Source organism: Tenggerimyces flavus (genome assembly GCF_016907715.1).
Taxonomy (GTDB): domain Bacteria; phylum Actinomycetota; class Actinomycetes; order Propionibacteriales; family Actinopolymorphaceae; genus Tenggerimyces; species Tenggerimyces flavus.
This window is the reverse complement of the sequence record NZ_JAFBCM010000001.1, coordinates 2,866,510-2,888,877: the sequence shown is the minus strand read 5'-3', so window position 1 is coordinate 2,888,877 and position 22,368 is coordinate 2,866,510. Positions and strand designations below refer to the sequence as shown.

Annotated in this window: 24 protein-coding genes; 12 read left to right on the top strand and 12 right to left on the bottom strand. The window is 69.1% G+C overall.

Annotation, left to right across the window (positions count from 1 at the left end):
- Nucleotides 1-29: 29 nt before the first annotated feature.
- Together JOD67_RS13535 and JOD67_RS13530 are read left to right on the top strand one after the other, a co-directional pair.
- On the top strand, nt 30-656 hold the full coding sequence (locus tag JOD67_RS13535) for a TetR/AcrR family transcriptional regulator (protein ID WP_205117795.1): 627 nt from the start codon (nt 30-32) through the stop codon (nt 654-656).
- A gap of 185 nt (nt 657-841) precedes the next feature.
- The gene (locus JOD67_RS13530; protein ID WP_205117794.1) at nt 842-1,063 is read left to right on the top strand and encodes a DUF3107 domain-containing protein; all 222 of its coding nucleotides are present in this window, start codon (nt 842-844) and stop codon (nt 1,061-1,063) included.
- Between the two features lie 37 nt (nt 1,064-1,100).
- Here JOD67_RS13530 and JOD67_RS13525 read toward each other — a convergent pair whose 3' ends face one another.
- The 4 genes from JOD67_RS13525 to JOD67_RS13510 all read right to left on the bottom strand — a co-directional run bounded on the left by JOD67_RS13525 (nt 1,101) and on the right by JOD67_RS13510 (nt 7,089).
- The gene (locus JOD67_RS13525) at nt 1,101-2,855 is read right to left on the bottom strand and encodes an ABC transporter ATP-binding protein (protein WP_205117793.1); all 1,755 of its coding nucleotides are present in this window, start codon (nt 2,853-2,855) and stop codon (nt 1,101-1,103) included.
- Nucleotides 2,852-4,621, bottom strand: a complete 1,770-nt coding sequence (locus JOD67_RS13520) for an ABC transporter ATP-binding protein (protein WP_205117792.1) — start codon at nt 4,619-4,621, stop codon at nt 2,852-2,854. Before JOD67_RS13520 ends, JOD67_RS13525 begins: the two co-directional genes overlap by 4 nt.
- Nucleotides 4,622-4,747: 126 nt before the next feature.
- Nucleotides 4,748-6,301 carry a cellulose binding domain-containing protein gene (locus tag JOD67_RS13515; protein WP_205117791.1) on the bottom strand — a complete coding sequence of 518 codons (1,554 nt, stop codon included), beginning with the start codon at nt 6,299-6,301 and terminating at the stop codon, nt 4,748-4,750.
- Nucleotides 6,302-6,330: 29 nt separating this feature from the next.
- Complete coding sequence (locus JOD67_RS13510) at nt 6,331-7,089, bottom strand: lytic polysaccharide monooxygenase auxiliary activity family 9 protein (RefSeq protein ID WP_205117790.1); 759 nt, start codon at nt 7,087-7,089, stop codon at nt 6,331-6,333.
- Nucleotides 7,090-7,452: 363 nt separating this feature from the next.
- Here JOD67_RS13510 and JOD67_RS13505 point away from each other — a divergent pair, with 363 nt between their 5' ends.
- Nucleotides 7,453-7,722, top strand: coding sequence for a GlsB/YeaQ/YmgE family stress response membrane protein (locus tag JOD67_RS13505; protein WP_205117789.1), 270 nt, complete (start codon nt 7,453-7,455; stop codon nt 7,720-7,722).
- 32 nt (nt 7,723-7,754) lie between these two features.
- Here JOD67_RS13505 and JOD67_RS13500 read toward each other — a convergent pair whose 3' ends face one another.
- Nucleotides 7,755-8,459 carry a ferritin-like fold-containing protein gene (locus tag JOD67_RS13500; RefSeq protein WP_205117788.1) on the bottom strand — a complete coding sequence of 235 codons (705 nt, stop codon included), beginning with the start codon at nt 8,457-8,459 and terminating at the stop codon, nt 7,755-7,757.
- Between the two features lie 213 nt (nt 8,460-8,672).
- Between JOD67_RS13500 and JOD67_RS13495 the strand changes: the two genes are divergently transcribed.
- Nucleotides 8,673-10,058 (top strand): DEAD/DEAH box helicase, encoded by a 1,386-nt coding sequence (locus tag JOD67_RS13495; protein ID WP_205117787.1) that lies wholly within the window; start codon nt 8,673-8,675, stop codon nt 10,056-10,058.
- A 21-nt stretch (nt 10,059-10,079) separates the two neighbouring features.
- Here the strand turns inward: JOD67_RS13495 and JOD67_RS13490 are convergent, their stop codons facing one another.
- Nucleotides 10,080-10,766, bottom strand: a complete 687-nt coding sequence (locus JOD67_RS13490) for a L,D-transpeptidase (RefSeq protein WP_205117786.1) — start codon at nt 10,764-10,766, stop codon at nt 10,080-10,082.
- Between the two features lie 202 nt (nt 10,767-10,968).
- Here JOD67_RS13490 and JOD67_RS13485 point away from each other — a divergent pair, with 202 nt between their 5' ends.
- Nucleotides 10,969-11,850 carry an alpha/beta fold hydrolase gene (locus tag JOD67_RS13485; RefSeq protein ID WP_205117785.1) on the top strand — a complete coding sequence of 294 codons (882 nt, stop codon included), beginning with the start codon at nt 10,969-10,971 and terminating at the stop codon, nt 11,848-11,850.
- A 98-nt stretch (nt 11,851-11,948) separates the two neighbouring features.
- Here the strand turns inward: JOD67_RS13485 and JOD67_RS13480 are convergent, their stop codons facing one another.
- Nucleotides 11,949-12,212, bottom strand: coding sequence for a hypothetical protein (locus JOD67_RS13480; protein WP_205117784.1), 264 nt, complete (start codon nt 12,210-12,212; stop codon nt 11,949-11,951).
- Between the two features lie 135 nt (nt 12,213-12,347).
- Here JOD67_RS13480 and JOD67_RS13475 point away from each other — a divergent pair, with 135 nt between their 5' ends.
- From JOD67_RS13475 to JOD67_RS13450, 6 genes are all read left to right on the top strand, one after another.
- Nucleotides 12,348-12,989 carry a DUF6758 family protein gene (locus JOD67_RS13475; RefSeq protein WP_205117783.1) on the top strand — a complete coding sequence of 214 codons (642 nt, stop codon included), beginning with the start codon at nt 12,348-12,350 and terminating at the stop codon, nt 12,987-12,989.
- A gap of 10 nt (nt 12,990-12,999) precedes the next feature.
- Nucleotides 13,000-13,878: a PHP domain-containing protein gene (locus JOD67_RS13470; RefSeq protein WP_205117782.1), complete on the top strand. Its 879-nt coding sequence runs from the start codon at nt 13,000-13,002 to the stop codon at nt 13,876-13,878.
- 124 nt (nt 13,879-14,002) lie between these two features.
- On the top strand, nt 14,003-14,617 hold the full coding sequence (locus JOD67_RS13465; RefSeq protein ID WP_239553831.1) for a MarC family protein: 615 nt from the start codon (nt 14,003-14,005) through the stop codon (nt 14,615-14,617).
- A gap of 483 nt (nt 14,618-15,100) precedes the next feature.
- Nucleotides 15,101-16,006: a RecB family exonuclease gene (locus JOD67_RS13460; RefSeq protein WP_239553830.1), complete on the top strand. Its 906-nt coding sequence runs from the start codon at nt 15,101-15,103 to the stop codon at nt 16,004-16,006.
- On the top strand, nt 16,006-16,446 hold the full coding sequence (locus JOD67_RS13455; RefSeq protein WP_205117780.1) for an NUDIX hydrolase: 441 nt from the start codon (nt 16,006-16,008) through the stop codon (nt 16,444-16,446). Before JOD67_RS13460 ends, JOD67_RS13455 begins: the two co-directional genes overlap by 1 nt.
- A 10-nt stretch (nt 16,447-16,456) precedes the next feature.
- A complete protein-coding gene (locus JOD67_RS13450) occupies nt 16,457-17,281 on the top strand; it encodes a VOC family protein (protein ID WP_205117779.1) in 825 nt (274 codons plus the stop codon).
- A gap of 36 nt (nt 17,282-17,317) precedes the next feature.
- Here JOD67_RS13450 and JOD67_RS13445 read toward each other — a convergent pair whose 3' ends face one another.
- On the bottom strand, nt 17,318-17,887 hold the full coding sequence (locus JOD67_RS13445) for a histidine phosphatase family protein (RefSeq protein WP_205117778.1): 570 nt from the start codon (nt 17,885-17,887) through the stop codon (nt 17,318-17,320).
- The gene (locus tag JOD67_RS13440; protein WP_205117777.1) at nt 17,884-18,357 is read right to left on the bottom strand and encodes a general stress protein; all 474 of its coding nucleotides are present in this window, start codon (nt 18,355-18,357) and stop codon (nt 17,884-17,886) included. The genes JOD67_RS13445 and JOD67_RS13440 overlap by 4 nt, the downstream gene beginning before the upstream one ends.
- A gap of 388 nt (nt 18,358-18,745) precedes the next feature.
- Here JOD67_RS13440 and corA point away from each other — a divergent pair, with 388 nt between their 5' ends.
- Entirely contained in the window at nt 18,746-19,894 is a 1,149-nt protein-coding gene (gene corA, locus JOD67_RS13435) for a magnesium/cobalt transporter CorA (protein WP_239553829.1), read from the top strand.
- A gap of 40 nt (nt 19,895-19,934) precedes the next feature.
- Here corA and JOD67_RS13430 read toward each other — a convergent pair whose 3' ends face one another.
- The 3 genes from JOD67_RS13430 to JOD67_RS13420 form a co-directional block, all read right to left on the bottom strand.
- Nucleotides 19,935-20,408: an SRPBCC family protein gene (locus tag JOD67_RS13430; RefSeq protein WP_205117776.1), complete on the bottom strand. Its 474-nt coding sequence runs from the start codon at nt 20,406-20,408 to the stop codon at nt 19,935-19,937.
- A complete protein-coding gene (locus JOD67_RS13425; protein ID WP_205117775.1) occupies nt 20,405-20,713 on the bottom strand; it encodes an ArsR/SmtB family transcription factor in 309 nt (102 codons plus the stop codon). The genes JOD67_RS13430 and JOD67_RS13425 overlap by 4 nt, the downstream gene beginning before the upstream one ends.
- A gap of 276 nt (nt 20,714-20,989) precedes the next feature.
- The gene (locus tag JOD67_RS13420) at nt 20,990-22,342 is read right to left on the bottom strand and encodes a M14 family zinc carboxypeptidase (protein WP_205117774.1); all 1,353 of its coding nucleotides are present in this window, start codon (nt 22,340-22,342) and stop codon (nt 20,990-20,992) included.
- Between the last annotated feature and the right edge of the window lie 26 nt (nt 22,343-22,368).

The window sequence follows — 22,368 nt, the reverse complement described above, 5'->3', positions numbered from 1 at the left end:
TGGATTCCGGACATTCGAGGAGCGGCCGAGTGAGCACGTCAGAGGTCAGACCCCGAGGTGGGCGACTACCGCGGGTGGCCCGGCGAGCCCAACTCCTCGAGGCGGCGCGAGACGTGTTCGTCGCGCAGGGGTACCACGCGGCGGCGATGGACGACATCGCCGACCGGGCGGGGGTGAGCAAGCCCGTTCTGTACCAGCACTTCCCTGGCAAGCTGGACCTCTACCTGGCGTTGCTGGACGCGTCCTGCGACGCGCTGGTCGGCGCGGTCCGCGCTGCGCTGGCGTCGACGACGGACAACAAGCTGCGCGTCGCGGCGACGATGCAGGCGTACTTCGACTTCATCGACGACGCCAACGGCGCGTTCCGGCTGGTGTTCGAGTCCGACCTCACCGGTGAGCCGTCCGTACGCGACCGCGTCGAGCTCGTGGCGCGCCAGTGCGCGGACGCGATGGCGGACGTGATCCAGGAGGACACCGGGCTGCCGCGCGCGGAGTCGATGCTGCTGGCGGCCGGGCTGGCCGGGATGGCGCAGGTGACGGCCCGTTCCTGGGTGTCGTCCGGCTCGACGGTCCCCCGTACCGCAGCCGCCGACCTCGTGGCGTCCTTGGCCTGGCGGGGCATCCGCGGCTTCCCCCGGGCGGACGAGCAGCACTGAGTGCTTGGGTGTTGGCACGGGTCGGCTAGCCTCGACAACGTCAACGTCGAGTCCGGCTCGTCGAAGAAGCTCCCCGCGCATCGGTCATGCAACTGACAGACGGATCGTCCGATGAACCCGCGAAACTGAGCGAGCCGGGGCTCGACCAATATGGACCAGTCGTACGTGGCAGAGGAAGGTGACCTGTGGAGGTCAAGATCGGCGTCCAGCACATCTCTCGCGAGATCGTGCTCGAGAGCAACCAGAGCCCAGAGGACGTCGAGTCGGCCCTGTCCGCAGCGCTCGACAAGGGCACCGTGCTGTCCCTCGCGGACGAGCGCGGCCGTCGCATCCTCATCCCGGCCGACCGGATCGCCTACGTCGAGATCGGCGCCGGCCAGGAGCGCAAGGTCGGCTTCGGGGCGTGAGCTCGTGGTCCCTGCGCGGGCTCGCCCGCGCAGGGGTCTAGCGGTACGCCTGCGCCTGGAGCGTGTAGAGCTCGGCGTAGAGCCCGCCCGCGGCCATCAGGTCGTCGTGGCTCCCCAGCTCGTGCAGTCGTCCCTCGTGCATCACCACGATGAGGTCCGCCATCCGTACGGTGGAGAAGCGGTGCGATACCAGGACCGTGATCCCTCCCGCTGACCGCTGCGTCGCCTCGGCGAAGCGTTCGAACAGCGCGTGCTCGGACTCCGGATCCAGCGCGGCGGTCGGCTCGTCCAGAACGAGCAGCAACGGCTCGGGCCGCATGAACGCTCTCGCGAGCGCGAGCCGCTGCCACTGGCCGACGGACAGGTCGACGCCGCCCTGCCAGGCCGAGCCGAGCTGCGTGTCCAGTCCGTCCGGAAGCTGCGCGACCACGTCCTCGGCGTCGCCCCGCTCTAGCGCGCGATCCACCGCCCCGCGGTCGTCGAGCCTCGGCAGGTCGCCGACGCCGACGGTGGTCGCGGCCACGAACTCGAAGCGGTCGAAGTCCTGGAACCCCGCGCTGCACCGCTCCCGCCAGCTCCCGACGTCGATCGAGTCCATCCCGACGTCGTCGACGCGGATCGTCCCGGCGGTCGGCTCGTACAGGCGGAGCAGCAGCTTGACCAGCGTCGTCTTGCCGGCGCCGTTCTCGCCGACGAGCGCGACCGTGCTCCCCGCGGGCAGGTGCAGGTCGACGTCCCGCAGTGCGGGCGCGTCGGCCTGCGGGTAGCTGAAGCCGACACCGTTCAACGTGATCCCGCCGAGCACCCGCTCGGGCGCCGGCGAGCCTGCGCCGGCGGCGACGCTCTCGCGCACGTACGTCACGAACTCCCCGTACGCCTTGAAGAATCTCCACGTCCGCGCCATCCCCTGCACCTGGCCGTTCACCATCCCGGCGACCTGGTCGACCCGCGCGGCGAGCAGGACGATCAGCGCGATGTCGCCGGCGGGCGCGGAGCCGTTCCGCACCAGGACGACGGTGTACGCGATCGCCGCGCCGTAGCCGAGCGCGAAGCCCAACCGCGCCGCCACCTCGAGGAGCAGACCCTGCCGGCTGGCCCGGATCGTCTCGGCACGTTCGGCGGCCAGCACCTCGCGGAACCGGGTGAGCAGCAGCCGACCCAGCCCCGACGTCCTGGTCTCGACGCCGTGCTCGGGCGCCGCCGCGATCTCGCGGAGTCGCCCGCGCATCCGCCCGTGCCGCGCCAGCCGTTGCCGTACCTCGTGCTGCCGGCGGCCGGCCACGCTGCCCGACCAGATCCGCAGCAGGCCGAGCGCCGGCAGCAGCAGGAACTCGGGCCGGACGCTGGCGAGCAGACCGAACGTCGCGGCGACCTCCAGCGCTGTCACCACCGCCCCCACGAGCCCGGTGCTGAGATAGCTCATGTCACTCACCTGGCCGCGCAGATAGGCGACCTTGTCGGCGAGCGACGGGTTCTCGTGGTGCGCGACGCCCGGCACCCGCGAGACGTGCGCCATCAGGTCGCGGTAGATCCGCAGGTGGCCCCTGTCGTTGACGGTCGACTCGAGCGCGTTGAGGACCGGCGGTACGACGAGGCTGAGGGCCAGGCCGCCGACGATCAGGGCGGCTCCGATGGCACTGGGATCGCGTGAGGTCAGGCCGTCGATGACGAGCTTCAGCCCGACCAGCGTCACCAGCGGGGCGAGCGCGCGGACGGTGTTGAGGACGAGCTGGATCCAGGTCAGCAGCGGCGACGTACCGAACGCCATGCCGAACCACAGGCGGAAGGTCATCGGCCCTCCTCCGTCCGTGTGTACCGGTCCGCCTGCAGCGTGAACATCGCCGCGTACCGGCCGCCGGCGGCCATCAGCTCGTCGTGCGTGCCGGACTCGGCGATCCGCCCGTCGGCGAGGACCACGATGCGATCGGCCGGACGTACGACGGAGAAGCGGTGCGAGATGACCAGCGAGGAGACGCCCTCGGTGTGCTCGAGGTACCGGTCCACCAGGTCGGCCTCGGCGCGAACGTCGAGCGCGGCGGCGGGCTCATCGAGGACCAGCAGACCGGCACCGCCCTCGACCGCTACCAGCGCGCGGGCGAGCGCGAGCCGCTGCCACTGGCCGGCGGACAGGTCGACGCCGCCGTCGAACTCGGCGGAGAGAACGGTCTCCCAGCCGCGCGGCAACTCGCCGACGAATCCGGCAGCACCCGACCGGTGCGCGGCGGACCAGATGTCGCGATCTCCCTTACCCAGAAGGACGTTCTCGGCAGCGGTCATCGGGAGGCAGGCGAAGTCCTGCGTGATCGCCGTGACCCTGGCCTGCCAGCGAGCCAGCGCGGCCTCGTTCAGCGTCGCCAGGTCCGTGCCGTTGACCAGCACACGGCCACTGGTCGGCTGATACACGCCGGCGAGCAGCTTGACGAGCGTGGACTTCCCGGCGCCGTTGACGCCCACCAGCGCGAGCCGTTCGCGCGGTGCGATCCGCAACGAGAGGCCGCTGAGAACGTCGCGGCTCTGGCCTGGATAACGGAAGCCGACGTCTTCGAAGACGACCTCCAGCTGATCGCCCCAGCTCGGCGGCCTGCCGTCGCGAGGTGACGGCTCGCCGACTCGTGCGGACAACTCGCGGAGCGCGCGCAGCGCCTGCCGGCCGGTCTGCCCGCTGCCCAGGCCGGAGTTCCACATCAGCGCCGCCCCCAGCGTCGCCGGAACGGCAAGCAGGGCAGGGATCACGGTGCCGACCTGCGTGAGCGACAGGCCGCCTGCCGTACCCGCGCGGATGCTCGCGACGAGTCCCCACAGCAGGACGCCGAGGTAGCCGACGAACGCGGCGGTGGTGACGAGTGTCGTACGTCGCCGGCCCGCCCAGACCGGTGCCATGATCGCGTTCCACAGCGCGGCATAGCTGTTCGTGAGCCACGACGCGAGGCCGAACACCCGGAGTTCCTTCGCCGAGCGGCTCATCGCGAGGTCGAACACGTACTCCGAACGCCGTTGGCCCTCGGTGTCACCGGCCCAGATCCCGCTCTCCACCCGCCGCTCCCGAGCGAGCCACGCCTCCACCGCTAGCGTGGCGACGCACAACAGCACGGCGTACCACCAGCCGAGGATCGTGCCGACCAGGACCGCCGCGCCCGCGAGCGACAGGTGCGTAGCGACCATGCCGACCTGCGCCGACAGCGCGAAGCTGATCGAGGTCCAGCCCACACCACCGGAGGCCGTGTGGAGGTTGTGCACCTCGGGATCGTCGAGGTGGGCGATGCCGCGGGGACGCACGAACGGCTCGACCCGCGCGTACTCGACCGCGACCTTGGCCGTGGCTTCCAAGCCCGCTTTCAGATGCTCCTCGACGAGCGGCAGCGCCGAGCTCACCAGGAACGCGACGACGAGGAGCAGCGCGGGGAGTGCGAACGAGCCCAGCTCGGGGTCGGAGCCGATCACCCGGCCGGTCAGGAAGAGGAGTGCCGTACCGGTGAGGGAGCCCGCCACCGCGCACGCCAACGCGGCCACGAGGTAGCCGGGCGCGACGCGAAATCCGTACAGCAGAAGGTTAATCAACGACCGGACACTATCCGAGCACAGGCCGTACTGACGATCCGTTTTTTCGCGCACGCTGACCGAGCTGGTCGCCCTGGTGGGGACGGTGCACCCGTGTTCCCCACCAGGGCGACGCCTTGTTGCCGGCTACCCGGTGAAGCCGGCGGTGATGCGGGTGAACTCCCATTCCGGCTGGTCGATGCCGCTGCAGTTCGACACCACGCCGCCGCCGGGGCAGGGGCGGTCGCGGTTGACGGCCCAGTAGGCGAGCCGCGCGAGCTGCTTGGAGTTCGCCCAGTCGCGGATCTGTCGCCAGGTGTCGAGCGACGTCAGCTCCTGCTGGTCCGACAGCCCGTTCATCCCCGAGATGCCCATGTGCCGGTAGGCCGTCGCGTCGTCCCAGCCGAACGCGTTCTTCAGCGCGTTCTTCAAGCCCTCCGACGCGTTGACCGTGTTCTGGTACATGTTCGCGCCGCCACTGAAGTCGAACGGCATGATCGTGAACACGTCGATGTTCGTCTGCAGCTCAGCGGCCCGGTTGACCAGCCGGATGCCCGTCGAGGACGGCCCCGAGGTCGTCGTGCCGAACGTGACGATCGTCTTGATCCCCGGGTTGTTCTGCTTGACGATCTTCAGCGCGTTCAGGATCCGGTCCTGAACGGTGAAGTTCTCGAACTCGTCGGTGTTCTCGATGTCCGCGTCGACGGCCTTCAGCCCGTACGCGTCGATCACCGACTGGAACGCGCCCGCCAGCGCTTCCGGCGTCGAGCAGTTCGGCCCGAGCTTGTTGCCGCTCCAGCCACCGAACGACGGGATGACCTCGCCGCCGCCCGCGCGGATCTGGTTGATCGCGGTCTGGTCGACGCCACCTGTCAACGGGCGGGTGCCGTCCCAGGCCGGGTTGCAGCCACCGGAGGAGAGGATGAACGCCATCGTGAACGTCTTGATCCCCGTCGCCTGCATCACGGTCTGCGGGTTCGGCGGGTTTCCCCAACCCTCATAGAGATACGGCGCCGCGCCCATCCCGGCCGCGGGCGTCGTGCAGCCCGTCGTCGTCGCTGTCACCGGTCCGCTCGCCACCGACTCTCCCACGCTGTTGTACGCCTTCACCGTGTACGTGTGCGACGTACAGGTCGCCAACCCACCCAGTGTCGCGGACAGCCCGGACCCGGTCGAGCGCACGGTCGTGCCCTCGTACACGCGGTAGCCGGTCACCGTTCCCGACGACGCGTTCCACGCCACCGAGATCGACGAGTTCGTCGTACCGGTCACCCGCAGATTGCCAGGCGTGCTTGGCGTTCCCGGCGTACCGGAGCCCGAGCAGGGAGCGCCGTTGAGCAAACAGTTAGCCGGGTTGCCTGTTCCGTTCGCGACGAAGCCGAACGTCACCGACGCACCCGGCGCGATCGACCCGTTGTACTCGCGGTTGGCGAACGTGTAGTGGCTGCCGGAGGAGGTGAGCAGCGTGTCCCAGTACGTGCCGACGGACGTGCCGCCTGGCATATCGATCTCGACCCGCCAGCCCGAGATCGTCGACGTCGTGCCGTTGGTGATCGTGTACTTCGCTTCGTAGCCGGTCTCCCAGCTCGCCGTCTTGCCGAACGTGGCGGTGGCCGGCGCTGCCTGCGCGGTGTGCGTGAACGCGAGCACCGCCGCGGAGGTCAGTAGGGCAGCAAGGGCTACCCGCAGGGGTTTGTTCATCCGAACACTCCTGAAGGAAAGGAAGGTGCTTAGTGGTTGTGGTGCGACTCCTGAACGGCGTCGCGCACGTACGTGGGTGTGCCGACGCCCTTGAGCGAGGCGACCAGCTCGACCATCGGAGCCCAGTTCGTTCCCGTCAGCGCGGAGTTCGGCGACCCGCCGCCGAAGACGACGTCGGAGCAGGAGTAGAACGCCTCCGGGCTGTCGTTGCGCTGCCAGATCAGGTAGATCAGGTGCCGGCCGCTCTTCCCGGACGGCAGCTGGACGTTGAACGTGTACCGGTTGTTCGACACCGGGGGCTCGTCGACGCGGAAGAACGGCGTCGACTCAAGCGACGACCAGTTCAACGGCTGGTTCGGGTTGTAGCCGTCGCGGGTGACGTACAGCTCCCAGCTACCGCGGTGCGGGGCCGTCGCATGGAACGTGAACGTCGTCTGCGCGCCAGACGTTAGGGAGGTTGCCTGCCAGTCCGAACGGGGCAGGTCGAAGCCCTTGTACTTGTCGCGACCGGCGCTGCACAGCTTGCCGTCCGGGATGATCGCCCGGTGGTTGCCGGCCGCGTTCGCGATGTTCACCTCGTTCCAGTCGTAGACGGGCTGCGTGCCACCGAGGGCCTTCGCGGCCTGACAGGCAGGCGTGGTTGGGTTCTCCACGTTGTCGTTGAACCTGCACTGGTAGGTGCGGCTGATCGGGTTCTCCATCGACCCGTGCGCGTACGCGGGCGTCGCCGCCATCACCATCGTTCCGACGAGGACGCCGGCGGCGAGCAACTGCAGTGATCTGTTCATGAGTTCGCTCCAGGGGTGTGTCACCGGGCTGGTCAACTGCTGGGCGATCTGCTCGAACAACGAATGGATAGGCAATCTGCCTATCAGTTGCGCCGAGTGTCACACCGCCGACACAACCCGTCAAGATGCGCAGACATGCCAACTTCCATGCGCTTTCGCTCGCTTACAAGCATTGAAGCGTCGCGTTCACGCCGTGGTGGCATGAAACCGATTACTAGGCGTGCGTATCGACCGGAAGCAGGACAAATCGATTGGAAGATTTGCGCGCCAAATGCGCACGCGGGGCTCAGATTGAGCGATGATCAAGCCGGGTAGTGCTTGTGCGGGAGCGAGGGCGCTCTCGCCTGAGAAAGGGGCACCGCGGTGGAAGTCATTGGCGTCATCATCGCCGGCATCATCATCGGCCTTCTGGGCAAGTGGGTCGCTCCAGGCAACCGAGACAACATCCCGTTCTGGCTGACGCTCGTTTGTGGCGTGGGCGGCGTACTGATCGGCTACTACGTGGCTGGTTTGCTCGGCGTCAAGGACACGCCGGGCATCGACTGGCTGCGCTGGATCATCAGCATCGTCCTGGCCGCAGTACTGGTGGTGATCGCTGCCGCCGTGACCGGCCGCAGCAAGACCACGACCTGACGAAGCCCGCTTGGGGCTCCCGCCTGGACCGCTCAGGCCTGGAGCCCCAAGGCGGTCATCCGCTGCGTGTGCATCTCGGTGAGTCTGGCAAACATCCTGCCTATTGCCGCGAGATCCATCCCCGGGCGGTCCACTCCCCCGACGAGCAGCGCGGTGAGCGCGTCCCGATCCGCCGCGACCCGCTGTGCCTGTGACCAGGCCTCTCCCACCAGCCGCCGCCCCCAGAGCGCGAGCCGGCCACCGATCCGCTGGTCCTCCTCGATCGCCTTCCGTACCCGGTCGACGATGAACTCCGCCTGCCCCGAGTTCTCCAGCACCTCGAGCACGAGCGCACGGGTGTCGGCGTCGACGTACGCGGCGACTTCGCGGTAGAAGTCGGTCGCGATCCCGTCGCCCACGTACGCCTTGACCAGCCCCTCGAGCCAGTCCGAGGGCGCGGTGTGCTCGTGGAACGCGTCGAACGCGGTCCGGAACGGCTCCATCGCCGAGACCGGATCGACTCCGAGCAGCTGGAGCCGGTCGCGGAGCCGTTCGAAGTGGTGGAACTCGTTCACCGCGAGCGCGTCGAGCGCGGCCTTGTCGTCCACGGTCGGGGCCATCGTGGCGTCCATCACGAACCGTTCGAATGCCGTGAGCTCGCCGTACGCGAGCACCCCCAGCAGGTCGATCACCGCGGGGCGGTAGACCGGATCGTCGAGGGCGGACGGGACCTGCTCAGCGGGCTGCTCGGCAGTCATGTGCGGATCGTAACGGCCCGCCAAGTAGACTGACTGGTTGCTAGGGCCATCGCGTGGGTGTCACCCCGTCCGGTCAGGGACCGCGAGGCCGCGAATGCAGCGAAGAAAAGAAGCGAGAAAGCTCTGACGACCTTCAAGGAACTCGGTGCGCTACCGGAGATTGTCGACGCCCTAGAGCGCGTCGGAATCACCGAGCCGTTCCCGATCCAGACGATGGCGATCCCGATCGGCCTGCTAGGCACCGATCTCATCGCTCAGGCGCGCACCGGCACGGGCAAGACGCTCGCGTTCGGGATTCCCGTCCTGCAGCGGATCGTCGCCCAGGGCGACCGCGAGTACGCCGACCACGACGCGCCGGGCAAGCCGCAGGCGCTCGTCGTCGCGCCCACCCGGGAGCTCGCGCTCCAGGTCGCCGCCGACCTCCAGGTCGCGGGCGCCATCCGCGACGTCCGCACCCTCACCGTCTACGGCGGCGTGCCGTACGAGCCACAGCTGGACGCCCTCAAACGCGGCGTCGACGTGGTGGTCGGCACGCCCGGGCGGCTGCTCGACCTCGCCGACCGCGGCAGCCTCGTCCTCTCCCACGTCAAGGTGCTGGTGCTGGACGAGGCCGACCGGATGCTCGACCTCGGCTTCCTGCCGGACGTCGAGCGGCTGATCGCCAAGACGCACGAGCTGCGCCAGACGATGCTGTTCTCGGCGACCATGCCGGGCGACATCGTGCAGCTGGCCCGCCGGCACATGCGGCACCCGATCAACGTGCGCGCCGAGTCGGCCGAGGACAGCCAGATGGTTCCGGCGACCGCGCAGTTCGTCTATCGCTGCCACGACATGGACAAGCCCGAGGTGATCGCGCGGATCCTGCAGGCCGAGGACCGCGGCCGAGTCATGGTGTTCTGCGAGACCAAGCGGGCGGCGCAGCGGCTGTCCGACGACCTCGCCGAGCGCGGCTTCGCGGCGGCGGCGATCCACGGCGACCTCGGGCAGGGCGCCCGGGAGAAGGCGCTGGAACGGTTCCGCGGCGACAAGATCGACGTGCTGGTCGCGACCGACGTCGCGGCGCGCGGGATCGACGTCGAGGGCGTCACGCACGTGATCAACAACGAGTGCCCGGACGACGAGAAGTCGTACCTGCACCGGATCGGGCGGACCGGGCGCGCTGGCGCGACGGGCGTCGCGGTGACGTTCGTGGACTGGCCCGACATGCAGCGCTGGAAGATGATCAACAACGCGCTGAAGCTGCCGTTCGACGAGCCGGTGGAGACGTACTCCACGTCGGACCACCTGTTCTCCGACCTGGGCATCGCCAAGGACGTGACCGGCACGGTGGGCCCGCCAAAGGTCAAGTCGCCGCGGCGACGGTCCGAGTCTTCGGACGACAGCCGTACGGAACGTCCCGCGCGCAAGGCGGCCCGCACGCGGACTCGGCAGCGGCGCCGCCTACGTGACGGCGAGCCGGTCGGGGGGGCTTCGGAAGGCGCGACGACCGCACCGGAGCAACCGGCCGAGGCGGCGTCGTCATCGGACGAAGGGCCGGCGCGGCGCAAGCGCGTACGCCGTCGGCGCAAGGCTGGATCGGACGCTACGCCCGCCGAATAGGCGGAAAGGCGAAGGTCGTCGTCAGACGATGACGACCTTCATGCCGACCTTGGAGAACTCCCACAGGGCGATGGCGTCCGGGCGGGCCTGACGCACGCAGCCGTCGGAGAGCGATGTCCCGAGTTGGGCGAGCGTCTGCACCGGCTCGCCGGAGTCCATGAACTCGGGGATGTCGTGGAAGCCGATCCCGTTGCCCTTGGGAGTCTTGTAGAACGAGACCATGTAGTTCATGGTCTCGATGCCGTGGTAGCTCGTCGTGTGCTCGCGCTTCTTGTAGATCTCGAACGTGCCGGGCTTGAGCTGCCCGAACTTCGTGCCTGAGACCAGGTAGCTGCGCTCCACGTCGTTGTCGTCGTCGACGAGCCAGACGTAGTTGTCGTCGAGGTCGTACACGATCCGCTTGCCCTCGCCGGAGCTCGCCGGCAGCGGCCACTCGCCCGCCTTGGGCTTCGACGACGGGGTCGCGGGCTGCTCGGGAGTCTGGTTGGGCTCCACCGGCGGGGCAGTGTTCTTGTTCTTGCCCGCTGTCGTCGGGGACGGCGCCGGCGGAACGGTCTCCGGCCGAGTCCCGCGGGACGCGCGGTCGTCACTGCGTTCCGCCGTGGGAGTACCACCATCGGCGGTCAACGTGAGCTGGCTCGGGTCCGGGAGCTGGAAGACCCCGCTCGCGCCCAACAGCGCGACAGCGACGGTCAAGGCCGAGGACACGGCAGCAACGACGCGGCCACGGCGCACGCGTGGCACACGTGCACGACGCCGCCCGGCGTGCTTCACCTCCGGCCTCCTTCGTGCCCTCGGGACCCCCGGCGTGGGCCATCGTACGACGCCGCGGATCCTTACCGAACGCGCCGGGTCCGTGTGTCCGGCCCGAATCATCCTCTGGAGGGTCCTTGCCCTACGGTTACTCCTCGTGAGCACACCACGGTCACTGGAACTCCAGGCGGGGGTTCAAGCACGGCGACTCGTCACCACTCGTGGTGAATTCGCCTGCCTCGAAGCCATCCCGGCCGGTTGGGATCCATCCGTACGCGGATCTGCCGCCCTGCTCCTTCCGGGCTGGACGGGGAGCAAGGAGGACTTCCTCTCGGTCCTCGGACTGTTGGCCGGACCTGGCCGCAGGGTCGTCGCCGTCGACCTGCGCGGACAGTACGAGACGCCCGGTCCCGACGACGCCAGCGCGTACGCACTCGACGAGCTCGGCGCCGACGCCGTCGCGATCGCGCGCACCATCGATGCCGGTCCCGTCCACCTGGTCGGCCACTCGTTCGGCGGCTTCGTCGCCCGCGCCGCGGTGCTCGCGGCCCCCGACGCGTTCGCCTCGCTCACGTTGCTGTCCAGCGGCCCGTCCGGGATCCGGGACCTCAAGCCGCAAGAGTCCGACCTGCTCCGGATGATGATCGACGCGATCCCCACGCAGGGTCTCGGCGCCGTCTGGGAGGCGAAGCGCGCGATCGAGGTCGCGCAGGGCCAGCCCGCGCCGGCCGAGGAGATCGTGGAGTTCCTGCAGGCTCGGTTCCTGGCGAACAACCCGACGTCGCTCCGCGTCATCACCCAGCACGTCCTCGAGGCGCCGGACCTGGTGGACGACCTCGCGAAGGTCGACCTTCCCAAGCTGGTGGCGTACGGCGCCGACGACGACGGCTGGGCGCCGGAGCTCCAGGCACGGATGGCCGAGCGCCTCGACGCCCAGCACGAGGTGATCACCGGTGCCGGGCACTCCGCGCCGGTCGACCGTCCGATGGCGACGGCCGAGGTGTTCACGCACTTCTGGGACGAGGCCTCACAGCCCTAGTCGCGATCCGGCTGGTCGAAGAAGCCCCATCTGGACATCGCTGCGCCGCTTGACAGGCGGTGGCGTGCGGCGAAACTGAGCGAGCCGGACCGCGACCATCAAACTGAGAGGCCGTTCGGGAAGAGGGCGCCGTACGCGATCACGGCGACCGCCCAGGAGACCAGCAACCAGATCCAGCCCTTGCCGCCCTCCTTGTTCATGGCGAGTACCGCGAGCAGGACGACGGCCAGGAGCAGGATCGCCGCGGCCGGCAACTTCCCGTTGGTCTGGGAGAACGCATACAGACCGGCGAGAACCGCGGCAGCGATCGTGACGATGCTGAGGAGCTTCTTCGGGTTGGCCAGGAGCTGCAACGGTCCCATGCTCACCACGGTAGGCGAACGCGGCTTCGTCGGCTGATCTTGACGCGCCTTTCATGATCGTCTTCATCGGAGCGCGACGGATCCAGGCGGGGTCAGCACTTGACGGAGCCCGCTCATGGCGGGACCGTCTAGTGCATGAAGGGTGATCCGGTTTGCCCGAGGTGTGGTGGTTTCGTCCATCCGCCGTCGGCTTGGTCATCGTCGTGGAGCTGCGATCGGCACGGCGTGGTGGCTCCGCTGCTGCCGAGCGTGCAACCGACACCTGAGGGCGTACGTCGGTTCGCCGACTGGTCGCACCTGCCGATCTGGCTGCCCTGGCCGCTCCCGCACGGCTGGGTCGTCGCCGGAACGGGGCACGCCGGGGCGGACAACGACCGAGCGCGCGCCACCGTTCTCGCGCTGAACGGACCGAACCCGCTCGGCGGCGCCGGTGAGCTGCTCCTCGTCGCGGAGGAGCCGGGCGTCGGGCTGGGCGCGTACCTCTCGGGGATCGACGGGCCCGACCCGGGCGAGAAGTTCGGGCTCGGGCAGGCGGAGGCGAAGGTCGACGCCGACGGGCACCCGACGTCGCTGTGGCACGTCCCCGCTCCGCCGGACCGCGCCGTGTACGCGGGCGAGGCGGCCGGGCTGTGGATCTGGCTGATCCTGTTCCCGGAGACCGCTGGGACGTTGTTGATGGAGCCGATCACGTTGGCGGACGTGCGCGGGATGGGCCGGGAGGTCGAGATGCTCCCGTTCGGCGCGCTCACTCCGCGCTTGCCGGGGGTGGAACGCTAGCGTTCGGGGCGTGCGCATCGATCTGCACGCTCATACGAGCCGTTCCGACGGGACCGATTCGCCGGTCGAGCTGATCCAGGCCGCTTCGGCGGCGGGGTTGGACGTCGTGGCGTTGACCGACCACGACACGTTCATCGGCTGGGACGAGGCGCGCGCCGAGGCCGAACGGCTCCGCGTCGGGCTGATCGTCGGCGCGGAGATCTCCTGCCGGTTCGGGCACATGGGCGTCCACCTGCTCGCGTACCTGCCCGACCCGACCGACCCGACGTTGCAGAACGAGCTGGAACGAGTCCGCGAGGGCCGGAACGCGCGGGTGCCGCTGATCCTCGAGCGGCTCGCGGCGCTGGGCGTGAACCTGACGCTCGAGGACGTCGCGGCGGAGTCGGTGGAGGCGACGTCGCTCGGCCGGCCGCACATCGCGGACGCGCTGGTGGCGCGCGGGTATGTCGCGTCGCGCAAGGAGGCGTTCGACCGGTGGCTCGCCGAGGGGAAGCCGGGCTACATCACGCGGTACGCGCCGGATCCGGAGTCGACGATTCGGTTCGTGATCGAGGCTGGTGGGGTGCCCGTTCTGGCGCATCCGTGGGGACGCGGGAGCCGGTCGGTGTTGACGCCTTCGGTGCTCGCGGACTTCGCTGCGCTGGGGTTGGCCGGGGTGGAGGTGGATCATCACGACCACGACCCGGCGACGCGGGAGGCGCTGCGGTCGCTGACTTCCTCGCTGGGGCTGATCGCTACGGGATCCTCGGACTATCACGGGGCGGGGAAGACGGACCACGATCTGGGGAGCTGTACGACGTCGCCGGAGCAGTTCGAGCGGTTGTTGGAGGTCGCCGCGAAGAACTCCGAGGCTTCGGATCGGTCCGCGGCTACGCCTTATCTGCCATGAGTTATCCCCAGCCTCTTGTTTCGCACTGGCGTTCGAATCGCTCGTTCGTCATTCTTGGGTCAGTCGCGAGGGCTCGCCTCGCACTGACCTGGGGAGACGGACACGCTGAAGCTGGGCTACGCGGATGAGGAACCTGCTCGACTGGCAGCTCTTCGGCGAGGTCGCGATCACGCTCGCGGTGATCATGGACCCGCCGGGCACGATCCCGATCTTCCTCGCCCTGACCTCCGGCAAGACCGTGGGCGTCCGCCGCCGGGCAGCCTGGCAAGCGGTGGCGGTGGCGTTCACGGTGATCGTGGCGTTCGCGATCTTCGGGCAGAGCATCCTGAGCTACCTGCACATCAGCCTGCCCGCGTTGCAGGGAGCCGGTGGCCTGTTGCTGCTGCTCGTTGCCTTGGAGCTGCTCACCGGGCGCGCCTCCGAGCCGTCGGCGACAGCGGACGTGAACGTCGCCCTGGTGCCATTGGGTACGCCGCTGTTAGCGGGGCCGGGCGCGATCGTGGCGACGATGGTGTTCTCGCGACAGGTGGACTCGGTCCGCACGTTCGCCTCCGTGGCCCTGGCCATCGTGGCCGTCCACGTGATGCTGTGGCTGTCGATGCGCTACTCGGTGCTGATCATTCGGTTGATCAAGGACAGCGGAGTCACGCTGGTGACGCGCATCTCGGGCCTGCTGGTCTCGGCCATCGCCGTGCAGCTGATCGCCGACGCCATCCGCTCCTTCGTCGCCGAGCCCTAACCGCCCACCCACCACTCCACGCCGACATCCCCACCCCCGTTGGCCATTCGCAGCCACAGCCCTCCACTCGCCATCGCGCCTGGGCAAGCCACCTCGCCTGCGACCGACGACGCCGCCACCGCTGCCCACCACTCGGCCCGACCATGCCGCCCACGCCCACGAGTGCGAGCTCTGACGAGCGAGCGTCCTCACCCGCGGTCCCCCGCCACCCCCCATCGGAGCCCCGACGATGACCTCCACCCGCAACCACACCGCGTTCCCACAGCACCGATGCACGCCAGCATCGCTTACCCCCTTGCCCATTCACGCCACCGCGGCACCCACGCGCGCCACCCGACGTCACCGCCAAACACCGCCCTCGCGATCTCCGCAGCCACCACGCCTCCAACCCCTCTCCCCGATCTCCACCAGACCGCCGCCACCGCCATCCCGACCAGCGTGGCCGCGGCGAGGCTGGGGGTGGTCGCTGCGAGGATGGCCTACATGACCGCGCCCGAACAGCTCGGCTTCGAGCAGATGCCACGCCGGCTGTTTCGCGCGACTCCGACCAGGTTGCTCGGCTGGCTCGACTGTCCGCGGCGGTACCGGTTCACCTACCTCGACCGGCCGCCACCGCCGAAGGGTCCGCCCTGGGCGCACAACAGCCTCGGGGCGGCCGTCCACACCGCGCTCGCCTCCTGGTGGCGGCTCCCGCTCGAGCACCGCACCGTCGAGGCCGCCGGCGAGCTGGTCGAGCGAGGCTGGCTGGAGGACGGCTTCCGCGACGAGGCGCAGAGCTACCGCTGGCGCCAACACGCGAGGCGACTGGTCGAGACCTACACCACCGGTCTCGATCCGGCCGACGAGCCCAAAGGCGTCGAACGCACCGTCGCCCTCACCACCTCGACGCTCGCCCTGTCTGGACGGGTCGACCGGATCGACGAACGGCTGATCCCCGCCGACGATCCCGACACCGACGGCCCGGTACGCGAGGTCAGCGCGGTCGAGCTCGTCATCGTCGACTACAAGACCGGCCGGCACGTCCTCGACACCGACGACGCCCGTACCTCGCTCGCCCTCGCGGTCTACGCGGCCGCGGCGGCACGGACGCTCCGCAGGCGCTGCCGGCGGGTCGAGCTGCACCACCTGCCCACCGGACGCGTCGCCTCCTGGGAGCACTCCCCCGAGTCGATCACGCGCCACCTGCTCCGCGCGGAGAGCATTGGCGAGGAGGCGTACGCCGCCGAGCAGGCGTTCCGCGCCGGGCTCGACGACGCCGCCAAGGATCGGGTGTTTCCGCCGATCGTCGGATCGCAGTGCCAGTGGTGCGACTTCGCCAACCACTGCCCCGAAGGCCGCCGCGCCTACACGTCCCACCGCCCCTGGGACGGCCTGGACCCGGAGGTCTGATGCCGACCCGAGTGCCCTGCGTGGGCGCACTCGTGCACGACGACCAAGGCCGACTGCTGCTCATCCGGCGCGGTAGGCCGCCGTCCGAAGGCCTGTGGTCGGTACCGGGCGGGCGGGTCGAGCCGGGCGAGTCCGGCGCAGAGGCCACCGCCCGGGAGGTACGGGAGGAGACCGGCCTGACCGTACGCGTCGGCCAGCTGATCGGCTCGGTCGAACGCCCCGGCCGCACCGACGACGAGGTGTACGTCATCGACGACTACGCCGCCACGCTCGTCGGCGACCCCCACCCCACCGCCGGCGACGACGCGAGCGAGGTGCGGTGGGTCACCGGCGAGGAGCTCGAAGACCTCCCGCTCACCCCGGGACTCCTCGAGACTCTCACCGCCTGGCGGCAACTTCCCCGACGATTCAGGCCAGAAACTGACCGGAAGCCTGCATAGCGTCAGCGTCATGGACCGATACATGCACGGTGTGCCCTGCTGGGTCGACACCACCCAGCCCGCCCCGGCCGCGGCGCAAGCCTTCTACACGAAGCTGTTCGGCTGGACGTACGAGACCCACGACGGCAGCGGGTACGCGATGGCCAAACTGCGCGACGGGTACGCCGGCGCGATCACGGCCGCTGACCAAGAAGCGCCGGCGACCTGGAACACCTACGTCTGGGTCGACGACGTGGACGAGGTCGCCCAACGCGCCGCGAAGGCGGGCGGAACGGTCCTCGTCAGCCCGTACGACCTCGGCCAGGACGGCCGCTCGGCCACGATCGCCGATCCGGCGGGCGCGAGGCTCCAGCTCTGGCAGCCCGGCGACCACCGCGGCGCCGACCGGATCAACGAGCCCGGTTCCTGGAACTTCAACGACCTCCAGACCACCGATGTCGAGGGCGCGAAGGCCTTCTACGGCGAGGTGTTCGGCTGGCACGCGGACGAGATCGACTTCGGGTTCGGCAAGAGCTGGATGTGGAAGCTGGACGGGTACGGCGACCTGCTCGCGAACTTCGACCCGAACATCCGCGAGCGCCAGGCCGCCGACCAGGCACCCGACGGCTTCTGGGACGTCGTCGCCTGGATGAGCGAGGTCACCGACGAGACGCCGCCGACCTGGGGCATCACGTTCAGCGTCGAAAACACTGACGCCGCGCTGGATCGGGCGACCAAGGGCGGCGCCGAGGTGATCGTTCCCGCCTACGATGCCGGCCCCGTCCGCACCGCCGTGATCAAGGACCCGCAGGGCGCCGTCCTCACCTTGAGCAAGTACACGTCGCCGACGACCTGACGGACTCGGTCGCTCGGTTGCCAGGCAGACAGCGGGTCAGGAGTTCCAGCGTTCCACCGCGGGAGTGTCGCGCTCCCAGCCCAGCACGCTGAGCGTCGCGACGTTCAACACCAGATGGGCGCCGGCCTCGGGTGGCAGGTCGACCCAGCGTGCGGCGAGGACGCGCAACACATGCCCATGCGCGAACAACAGTGCCGTCGTCGCCTCGCGCCGCACCCGCGCGATCAGCCGATCCACGCGTGCGGCAACGTCGGCAGCGGTCTCGCCGCCGGGCGACGGCGCTCTGAAGACCGTCCAACCCGGGACGGTCTCGCGGATCTCGGCGGTGGTCCTGCCCTCGTACTCGCCGTACCGCCACTCGTGCGCGTCCGGATCGACCACCGCCCGGTCGCCGAAGCCGGCGAGCCGGGCGGTCTGCCGAGCGCGCTGCAGCGGGCTGGTCAGCACCAGGTCGAACGTGGTGCCGGCCAGCCGTTCCGCGAGCGCCTTCGCGGCTTGCTCTCCCGCCGACGTCAGCGGGAGATCGGTCGTACTGGTGTGGCGATGCGTACGGCTCCACTCGGTCTCGCCGTGACGAGCGATCCAGAGCTCGGCGCCTTCGGTCACAGCGTCCCGGTCTTCAGCGCGAGCTGCGCGAGATGGTTGCGCGCTTCTTCGGCATGGTGCGGGTTGCAGAGCACGTCGTACTTGGCGGCGACGACCTGCGTACGCGAGGTGAAGTCACGGTTGCCGCCGGTCGCGCGGTAGCCGACCCAACCGAAGATCAGGCCGAACAGCGCACCGATGACGACGCCGAGGATGATCAGCAGGAAGTTCGAAGGCGGCAGCAGGGACATCAGGACGCCGACGAACAGACCGAACCAAGCTCCGCTTCCGGCGCCCGCCAGGATTGCGCTGCCCTGGGTGATCCGGCCGGTGACGCGCTCGACGAGTCGCAGGTCGCTCCCGACGATCGTCACCTGCTCCACGGGGAACTTCTGGTCGGACAGATAGTCCACCGCACGCTGCGCCTCGGCGTAGTTCGGGTACGAACCGACGGGCAGACCGGTGGGCGGTTCGGGAAGTGGCAGGGACATGGTTCGCCCTCTCCTCCGGCCGCGATGGCCGGACGCCGGGTGATGAAGATGTTCACGAAGGATGCCCCAAGACCACCGCTCCCCGCTGGTAGGCTTGCCGGCGGTCGTGTGTTTGAGGGGGCCGTCTTCGCCTGTCCGCAGACGGGTTTCCCCTTTGGCTGCGGCCTCATACACGTGACGCCCGGCAAGGGCCCGGCGGCGAGGAGGTGGACCCGGTGAATCCTGCCGATCAACAGAGTACCTGCGTCCTCCGTCGCCATTCCCGTCTCAAACGCTGATCGTCGGCCTTCCCGGCCCGCGGTGAGCCGCGGGGCCTCGGAGGACCTCCGCCGTTCGCGACACCCGTCGCGAACGCAGCCCGAGAGTGTTCGACGAGGAGGTGGTCACCATGGCCGCAACCAGCACCAGCACCAACAACCTGCGCAACCGCAATGCGGTTCTTACCGGACGCCGGGCACGCGCGATGATGCGCGTGCTTCGAGGACGTCCCCCGCAGGGCATCGCCCCCGCGCCCGTGGAATCCGACTCCGTCCTCGAGCCCGCGTCGGCCATCGTCGACTGGGCGTTCTACAAGAACGGCGTCCGCCAGTACGAGGTGACCTCGTACACCGATGCCGTCCGTCGCGCCCGCAAGGGCGGCGGCTTCGTCTGGATCGGTCTGTTCGAGCCGACCGCCGACCAGCTCGCGGGCATCGCGGACGAGTTCGACCTGCACCCGTTGGCCGTTGAGGACGCGGTGGACGCGCACCAGCGGCCGAAGCTGGAGCGGTACGACGACACTTTGTTCGCGGTATTCAAGACCGTGCGCTACTGCCCGCACGAGCTCGGCACGACGACGTCGGAGATCGTGCAGACCGGCGAGGTGATGGCGTTCGTCGGCCCCTCGTTCGTCGTCACCGTTCGGCACGGTGACCATGGCGCGTTGGGCAAAGTACGTACGCAGCTGGAGAGCAACGCCGAGCACCTCGCGCTCGGCCCGTCTGCCGTCCTGCACGCGGTTGCCGACGGTGTGGTCGACGACTATCTGGCCGCGGTGGACCGGCTGCAAGACGACATTGACGAGCTCGAGGCCGCCGTTTTCGGTACCCGTGGTGCGCGAAGCGTCGACCGCGTCTATCACTTGAAGCGTGAAGTGCTCGAGCTCAAGCGGGCGGTGGCGCCGTTGGCGGGGCCGCTGCACGAGCTGGCGCAGCGACCGATGCGGCTGGTCGTACCGGACATTCGCGAGTACTTCCGCGACGTCGAGGACCACTTGGCGCGGGTGCGTGAGCAGGTGGTCTCGTTCGACGAGCTGCTGACGTCGATCCTGCAGGCGAGCCTGGCCCGGTTGACGGTCGCGGAGAACGAGGACATCCGCAAGATCTCCGCTTGGGTGGCGATCATCGCGTCGCCGACGATGATCGCGGGCATCTACGGGATGAACTTCGACTTCATGCCGGAGCTGCGGTGGCGGTTCGGCTACTTCATGGTGCTGGGACTCATGCTCGTCGTGTGCTTCTCCCTGCACCGGTTCTTCAAGCGCAACGGCTGGCTCTAAGCGAGGCGCCCCCGCCGATCACGGCGGGGGCGTTTCCGCTTCAGGCGTTGGCCGCTTCGACGTACGCGGTCAGGATGCCGCCCCAGCCGTCGTCCGCACCGACACCGTTGCGCAGCTGCTGCCAGTCGTCGCCGTGCTTCTCGAACTCGGAGTGCACGAGCGTGACCGTCGTCCGCTTCTCGGTGTCGGCCTCGAACCGTACGTCGATGCGACTGGCCCGCTCGGGATCGACGCCATCGAAGGCCGGCTTGATGTCCCACGACAGCGCGACGTGGTGCGGCGGATCCCACTCGAGTACGTGGCCCCAGTCGCACTCCTTGCCGTCGGCGGTGCGCTCGTACCACCGGCCGCCCTTCTCCGGCTCGATGACCGCGGCGACCAGGTCGCCGTCTCCGAGGTGATGGCCGCGCGGCCACCAACTGTCGAACCGTTCGGTGAACACCGCGAACGCGCGCTCGATCGGAGCGTCAACCGTGACTTGCACCCGAACGGTGTCGTCTGTCTGCTGCGTCATGTTTCCTCCTCGACGGCCTGCTGAAAGGCGGCCATCGCATCCGTCCAGAACTGCTGGAAATACCCGCGCAAGCCGTCGACCCCCTTCGGATCGATCCGATACACCCGCTTGGTCCCCACGGCTTGGTCCACCACGAGCCCGGCCTGCTTGAGCACCTTGAGGTGCTGCGAAACCGCTGGCCGGCTGACCGGGAGCTCCGAGGCCAGGACGCCGACCGAGCAAGGACCTCTGCCGAGCCGCTCGAAGATCGCCCGCCGAGTCGGATCCCCCAGAGCTTCGAGAGCGCGGCCTTGGTAAGTCCCCACGAACGGTAAGTCTGCACTTACACTACTGACCTGTCAATACTCACAGCTGGTGCGACTTCACCCACCCGACCGGGGTTCTGCAACGTGGCAGGAGCCTTCGAAACCCCACTTCGATGGGTGAAGTCGCATCGGCTGTGGACAGGCCCAGCTCCGAGCGCGGGGCGCCGACGGGTGGCAGGGGGCGTCTCGCATCGCGACTTTGCCCATGAGGAGGCGTTCTGAGGACCAACGAGGTGGGTCGGGAACGCCCCTTTGGTGGGCGAAGTCGCGCGGGGGCTACTTGCGACGGGTCGAGGCGTGGGAGGCGACGGCGAGGATGGCGGCGTACTGGGTGCCGACGAGCTTCTTGATCGGGATCGTCTCGGCCGACGATGCCTCCTCCGCTTCGTCGCACCAGGCCTGGAACGTCTCCGACAACGCTGCCCGGCGGAAGCGGATCGCGGGGGTGCCGTTGCCGATCGCCACCTCGCCGTCCAGTGCTCGCAGCAGCATGCCGCCGTAGCGCAGGCGGAACATGTGCACCAGGTCCTCGCACGAGTGCTGCTCCGCCACGGTCGCCGGGCGCGAGGCCTCGGCCACGGCGGCGCGGCGTTCGTTCATCTCGGGCAGGGATGCGCACATCGGCGCGAAGTAGCGAGTCGCCCGCAGGAACGGCGAATCCGTCACCATGTCATCGGAAACGTGTTCCAACGTGTCCGTCAGCAACCACGCCAACTCCCGCAGGCCCAGAGCCTGGGTCCGCAACAGATCCCCGTAGCCGATCTTCGCCGGCCGCTGGTCCCCCGCGTTCTTGTCCGCCAAGTACGGCAGCTCCGACACCAACGTCAGCGTCCCGTACCGCGACGCGTAAGCCCCCGACGAGTCCCCCGCGACCTCGTGGAGCGGATCGACCCCGGCGGACTCGGCGTAGTCGTACGCCTCCTCCGTCGAGGCCGTCTGGTAGATCGCCGTGTCCAGCCGCCGGATGAACGGCGCCTCCGGTTCCCCGGTGTCCAACGGCAACCCCAGATGCGCCGGAATCCCTTGCAGCACAGGGTAAAGCGACGGCTCCGGCCGTGACAGGTAGTAGTACACGCCGCCCACCTCGCCGTTGTGCAGCGAGCACATGAACGTCGGCCGCGTGTCGTCGATCAGCCGCATCAGCGCCAACGTCTCCGGGAGCACCTGGTCGAAGTACGCGCGTTTGTACGCGAACGGGAACGTCCACTCCACCTGCTCCGAGGCCGCCGGGCGGTAGAAGTTCCGCGCGTACAACGTCCGCGTGAACGGCCCCTCGAACCACCCCTCGTTCAGCCGTGTCCCGTCCGGGTCGATGCACGGCACGATGTGCCAGGTGTACCCCAAGCGTTCACGCAACGCCGGGTCCGCACAGATCCGCCGAGCCAGATGAACGGCGGTCAGCCCGCCGATCGGCTCGTTCGGGTGCGGCATGCCGAAGACCACCGCATGGTGCTCGCCGCTCCCCACGGTCAGACAGACCAACGGCTCACCGAGCCGCGAGGTCCCGATCCGCCGCAGCCGAGCTACGTCGGAGTACTCAGCCGCCAGGCGCTGGGTCGTGGCCACCAGCTCGTCGACGCCGGCAAATCCGTCCATTGCCGGAACGCTCTCGAGTTCGTCAACGAGCATCGGGTCGAGCATTGGTGGTGTCCTCC

What these genes read in the sequence shown, in the direction of transcription:
- JOD67_RS13525 (WP_205117793.1), bottom strand. Translation starts at nt 2,855, where the DNA reads ATGACCTTCCGCCTGTGGTTCGGCATGGCGTTCGGTACGTCGCCGCTG.
- JOD67_RS13515 (WP_205117791.1), bottom strand. Translation starts at nt 6,301, where the DNA reads ATGAACAAACCCCTGCGGGTAGCCCTTGCTGCCCTACTGACCTCCGCG.
- JOD67_RS13510 (WP_205117790.1), bottom strand. Translation starts at nt 7,089, where the DNA reads ATGAACAGATCACTGCAGTTGCTCGCCGCCGGCGTCCTCGTCGGAACG.
- JOD67_RS13500 (WP_205117788.1), bottom strand. Translation starts at nt 8,459, where the DNA reads ATGACTGCCGAGCAGCCCGCTGAGCAGGTCCCGTCCGCCCTCGACGAT.
- JOD67_RS13495 (WP_205117787.1), top strand. Translation starts at nt 8,673, where the DNA reads ATGGCGATCCCGATCGGCCTGCTAGGCACCGATCTCATCGCTCAGGCG.
- JOD67_RS13480 (WP_205117784.1), bottom strand. Translation starts at nt 12,212, where the DNA reads ATGGGACCGTTGCAGCTCCTGGCCAACCCGAAGAAGCTCCTCAGCATC.
- JOD67_RS13475 (WP_205117783.1), top strand. Translation starts at nt 12,348, where the DNA reads ATGAAGGGTGATCCGGTTTGCCCGAGGTGTGGTGGTTTCGTCCATCCG.
- JOD67_RS13465 (WP_239553831.1), top strand. Translation starts at nt 14,003, where the DNA reads ATGAGGAACCTGCTCGACTGGCAGCTCTTCGGCGAGGTCGCGATCACG.
- JOD67_RS13460 (WP_239553830.1), top strand. Translation starts at nt 15,101, where the DNA reads ATGACCGCGCCCGAACAGCTCGGCTTCGAGCAGATGCCACGCCGGCTG.
- JOD67_RS13455 (WP_205117780.1), top strand. Translation starts at nt 16,006, where the DNA reads ATGCCGACCCGAGTGCCCTGCGTGGGCGCACTCGTGCACGACGACCAA.
- JOD67_RS13450 (WP_205117779.1), top strand. Translation starts at nt 16,457, where the DNA reads ATGGACCGATACATGCACGGTGTGCCCTGCTGGGTCGACACCACCCAG.
- JOD67_RS13440 (WP_205117777.1), bottom strand. Translation starts at nt 18,357, where the DNA reads ATGTCCCTGCCACTTCCCGAACCGCCCACCGGTCTGCCCGTCGGTTCG.
- corA (WP_239553829.1), top strand. Translation starts at nt 18,746, where the DNA reads ATGGCCGCAACCAGCACCAGCACCAACAACCTGCGCAACCGCAATGCG.
- JOD67_RS13430 (WP_205117776.1), bottom strand. Translation starts at nt 20,408, where the DNA reads ATGACGCAGCAGACAGACGACACCGTTCGGGTGCAAGTCACGGTTGAC.
- JOD67_RS13420 (WP_205117774.1), bottom strand. Translation starts at nt 22,342, where the DNA reads ATGCTCGTTGACGAACTCGAGAGCGTTCCGGCAATGGACGGATTTGCC.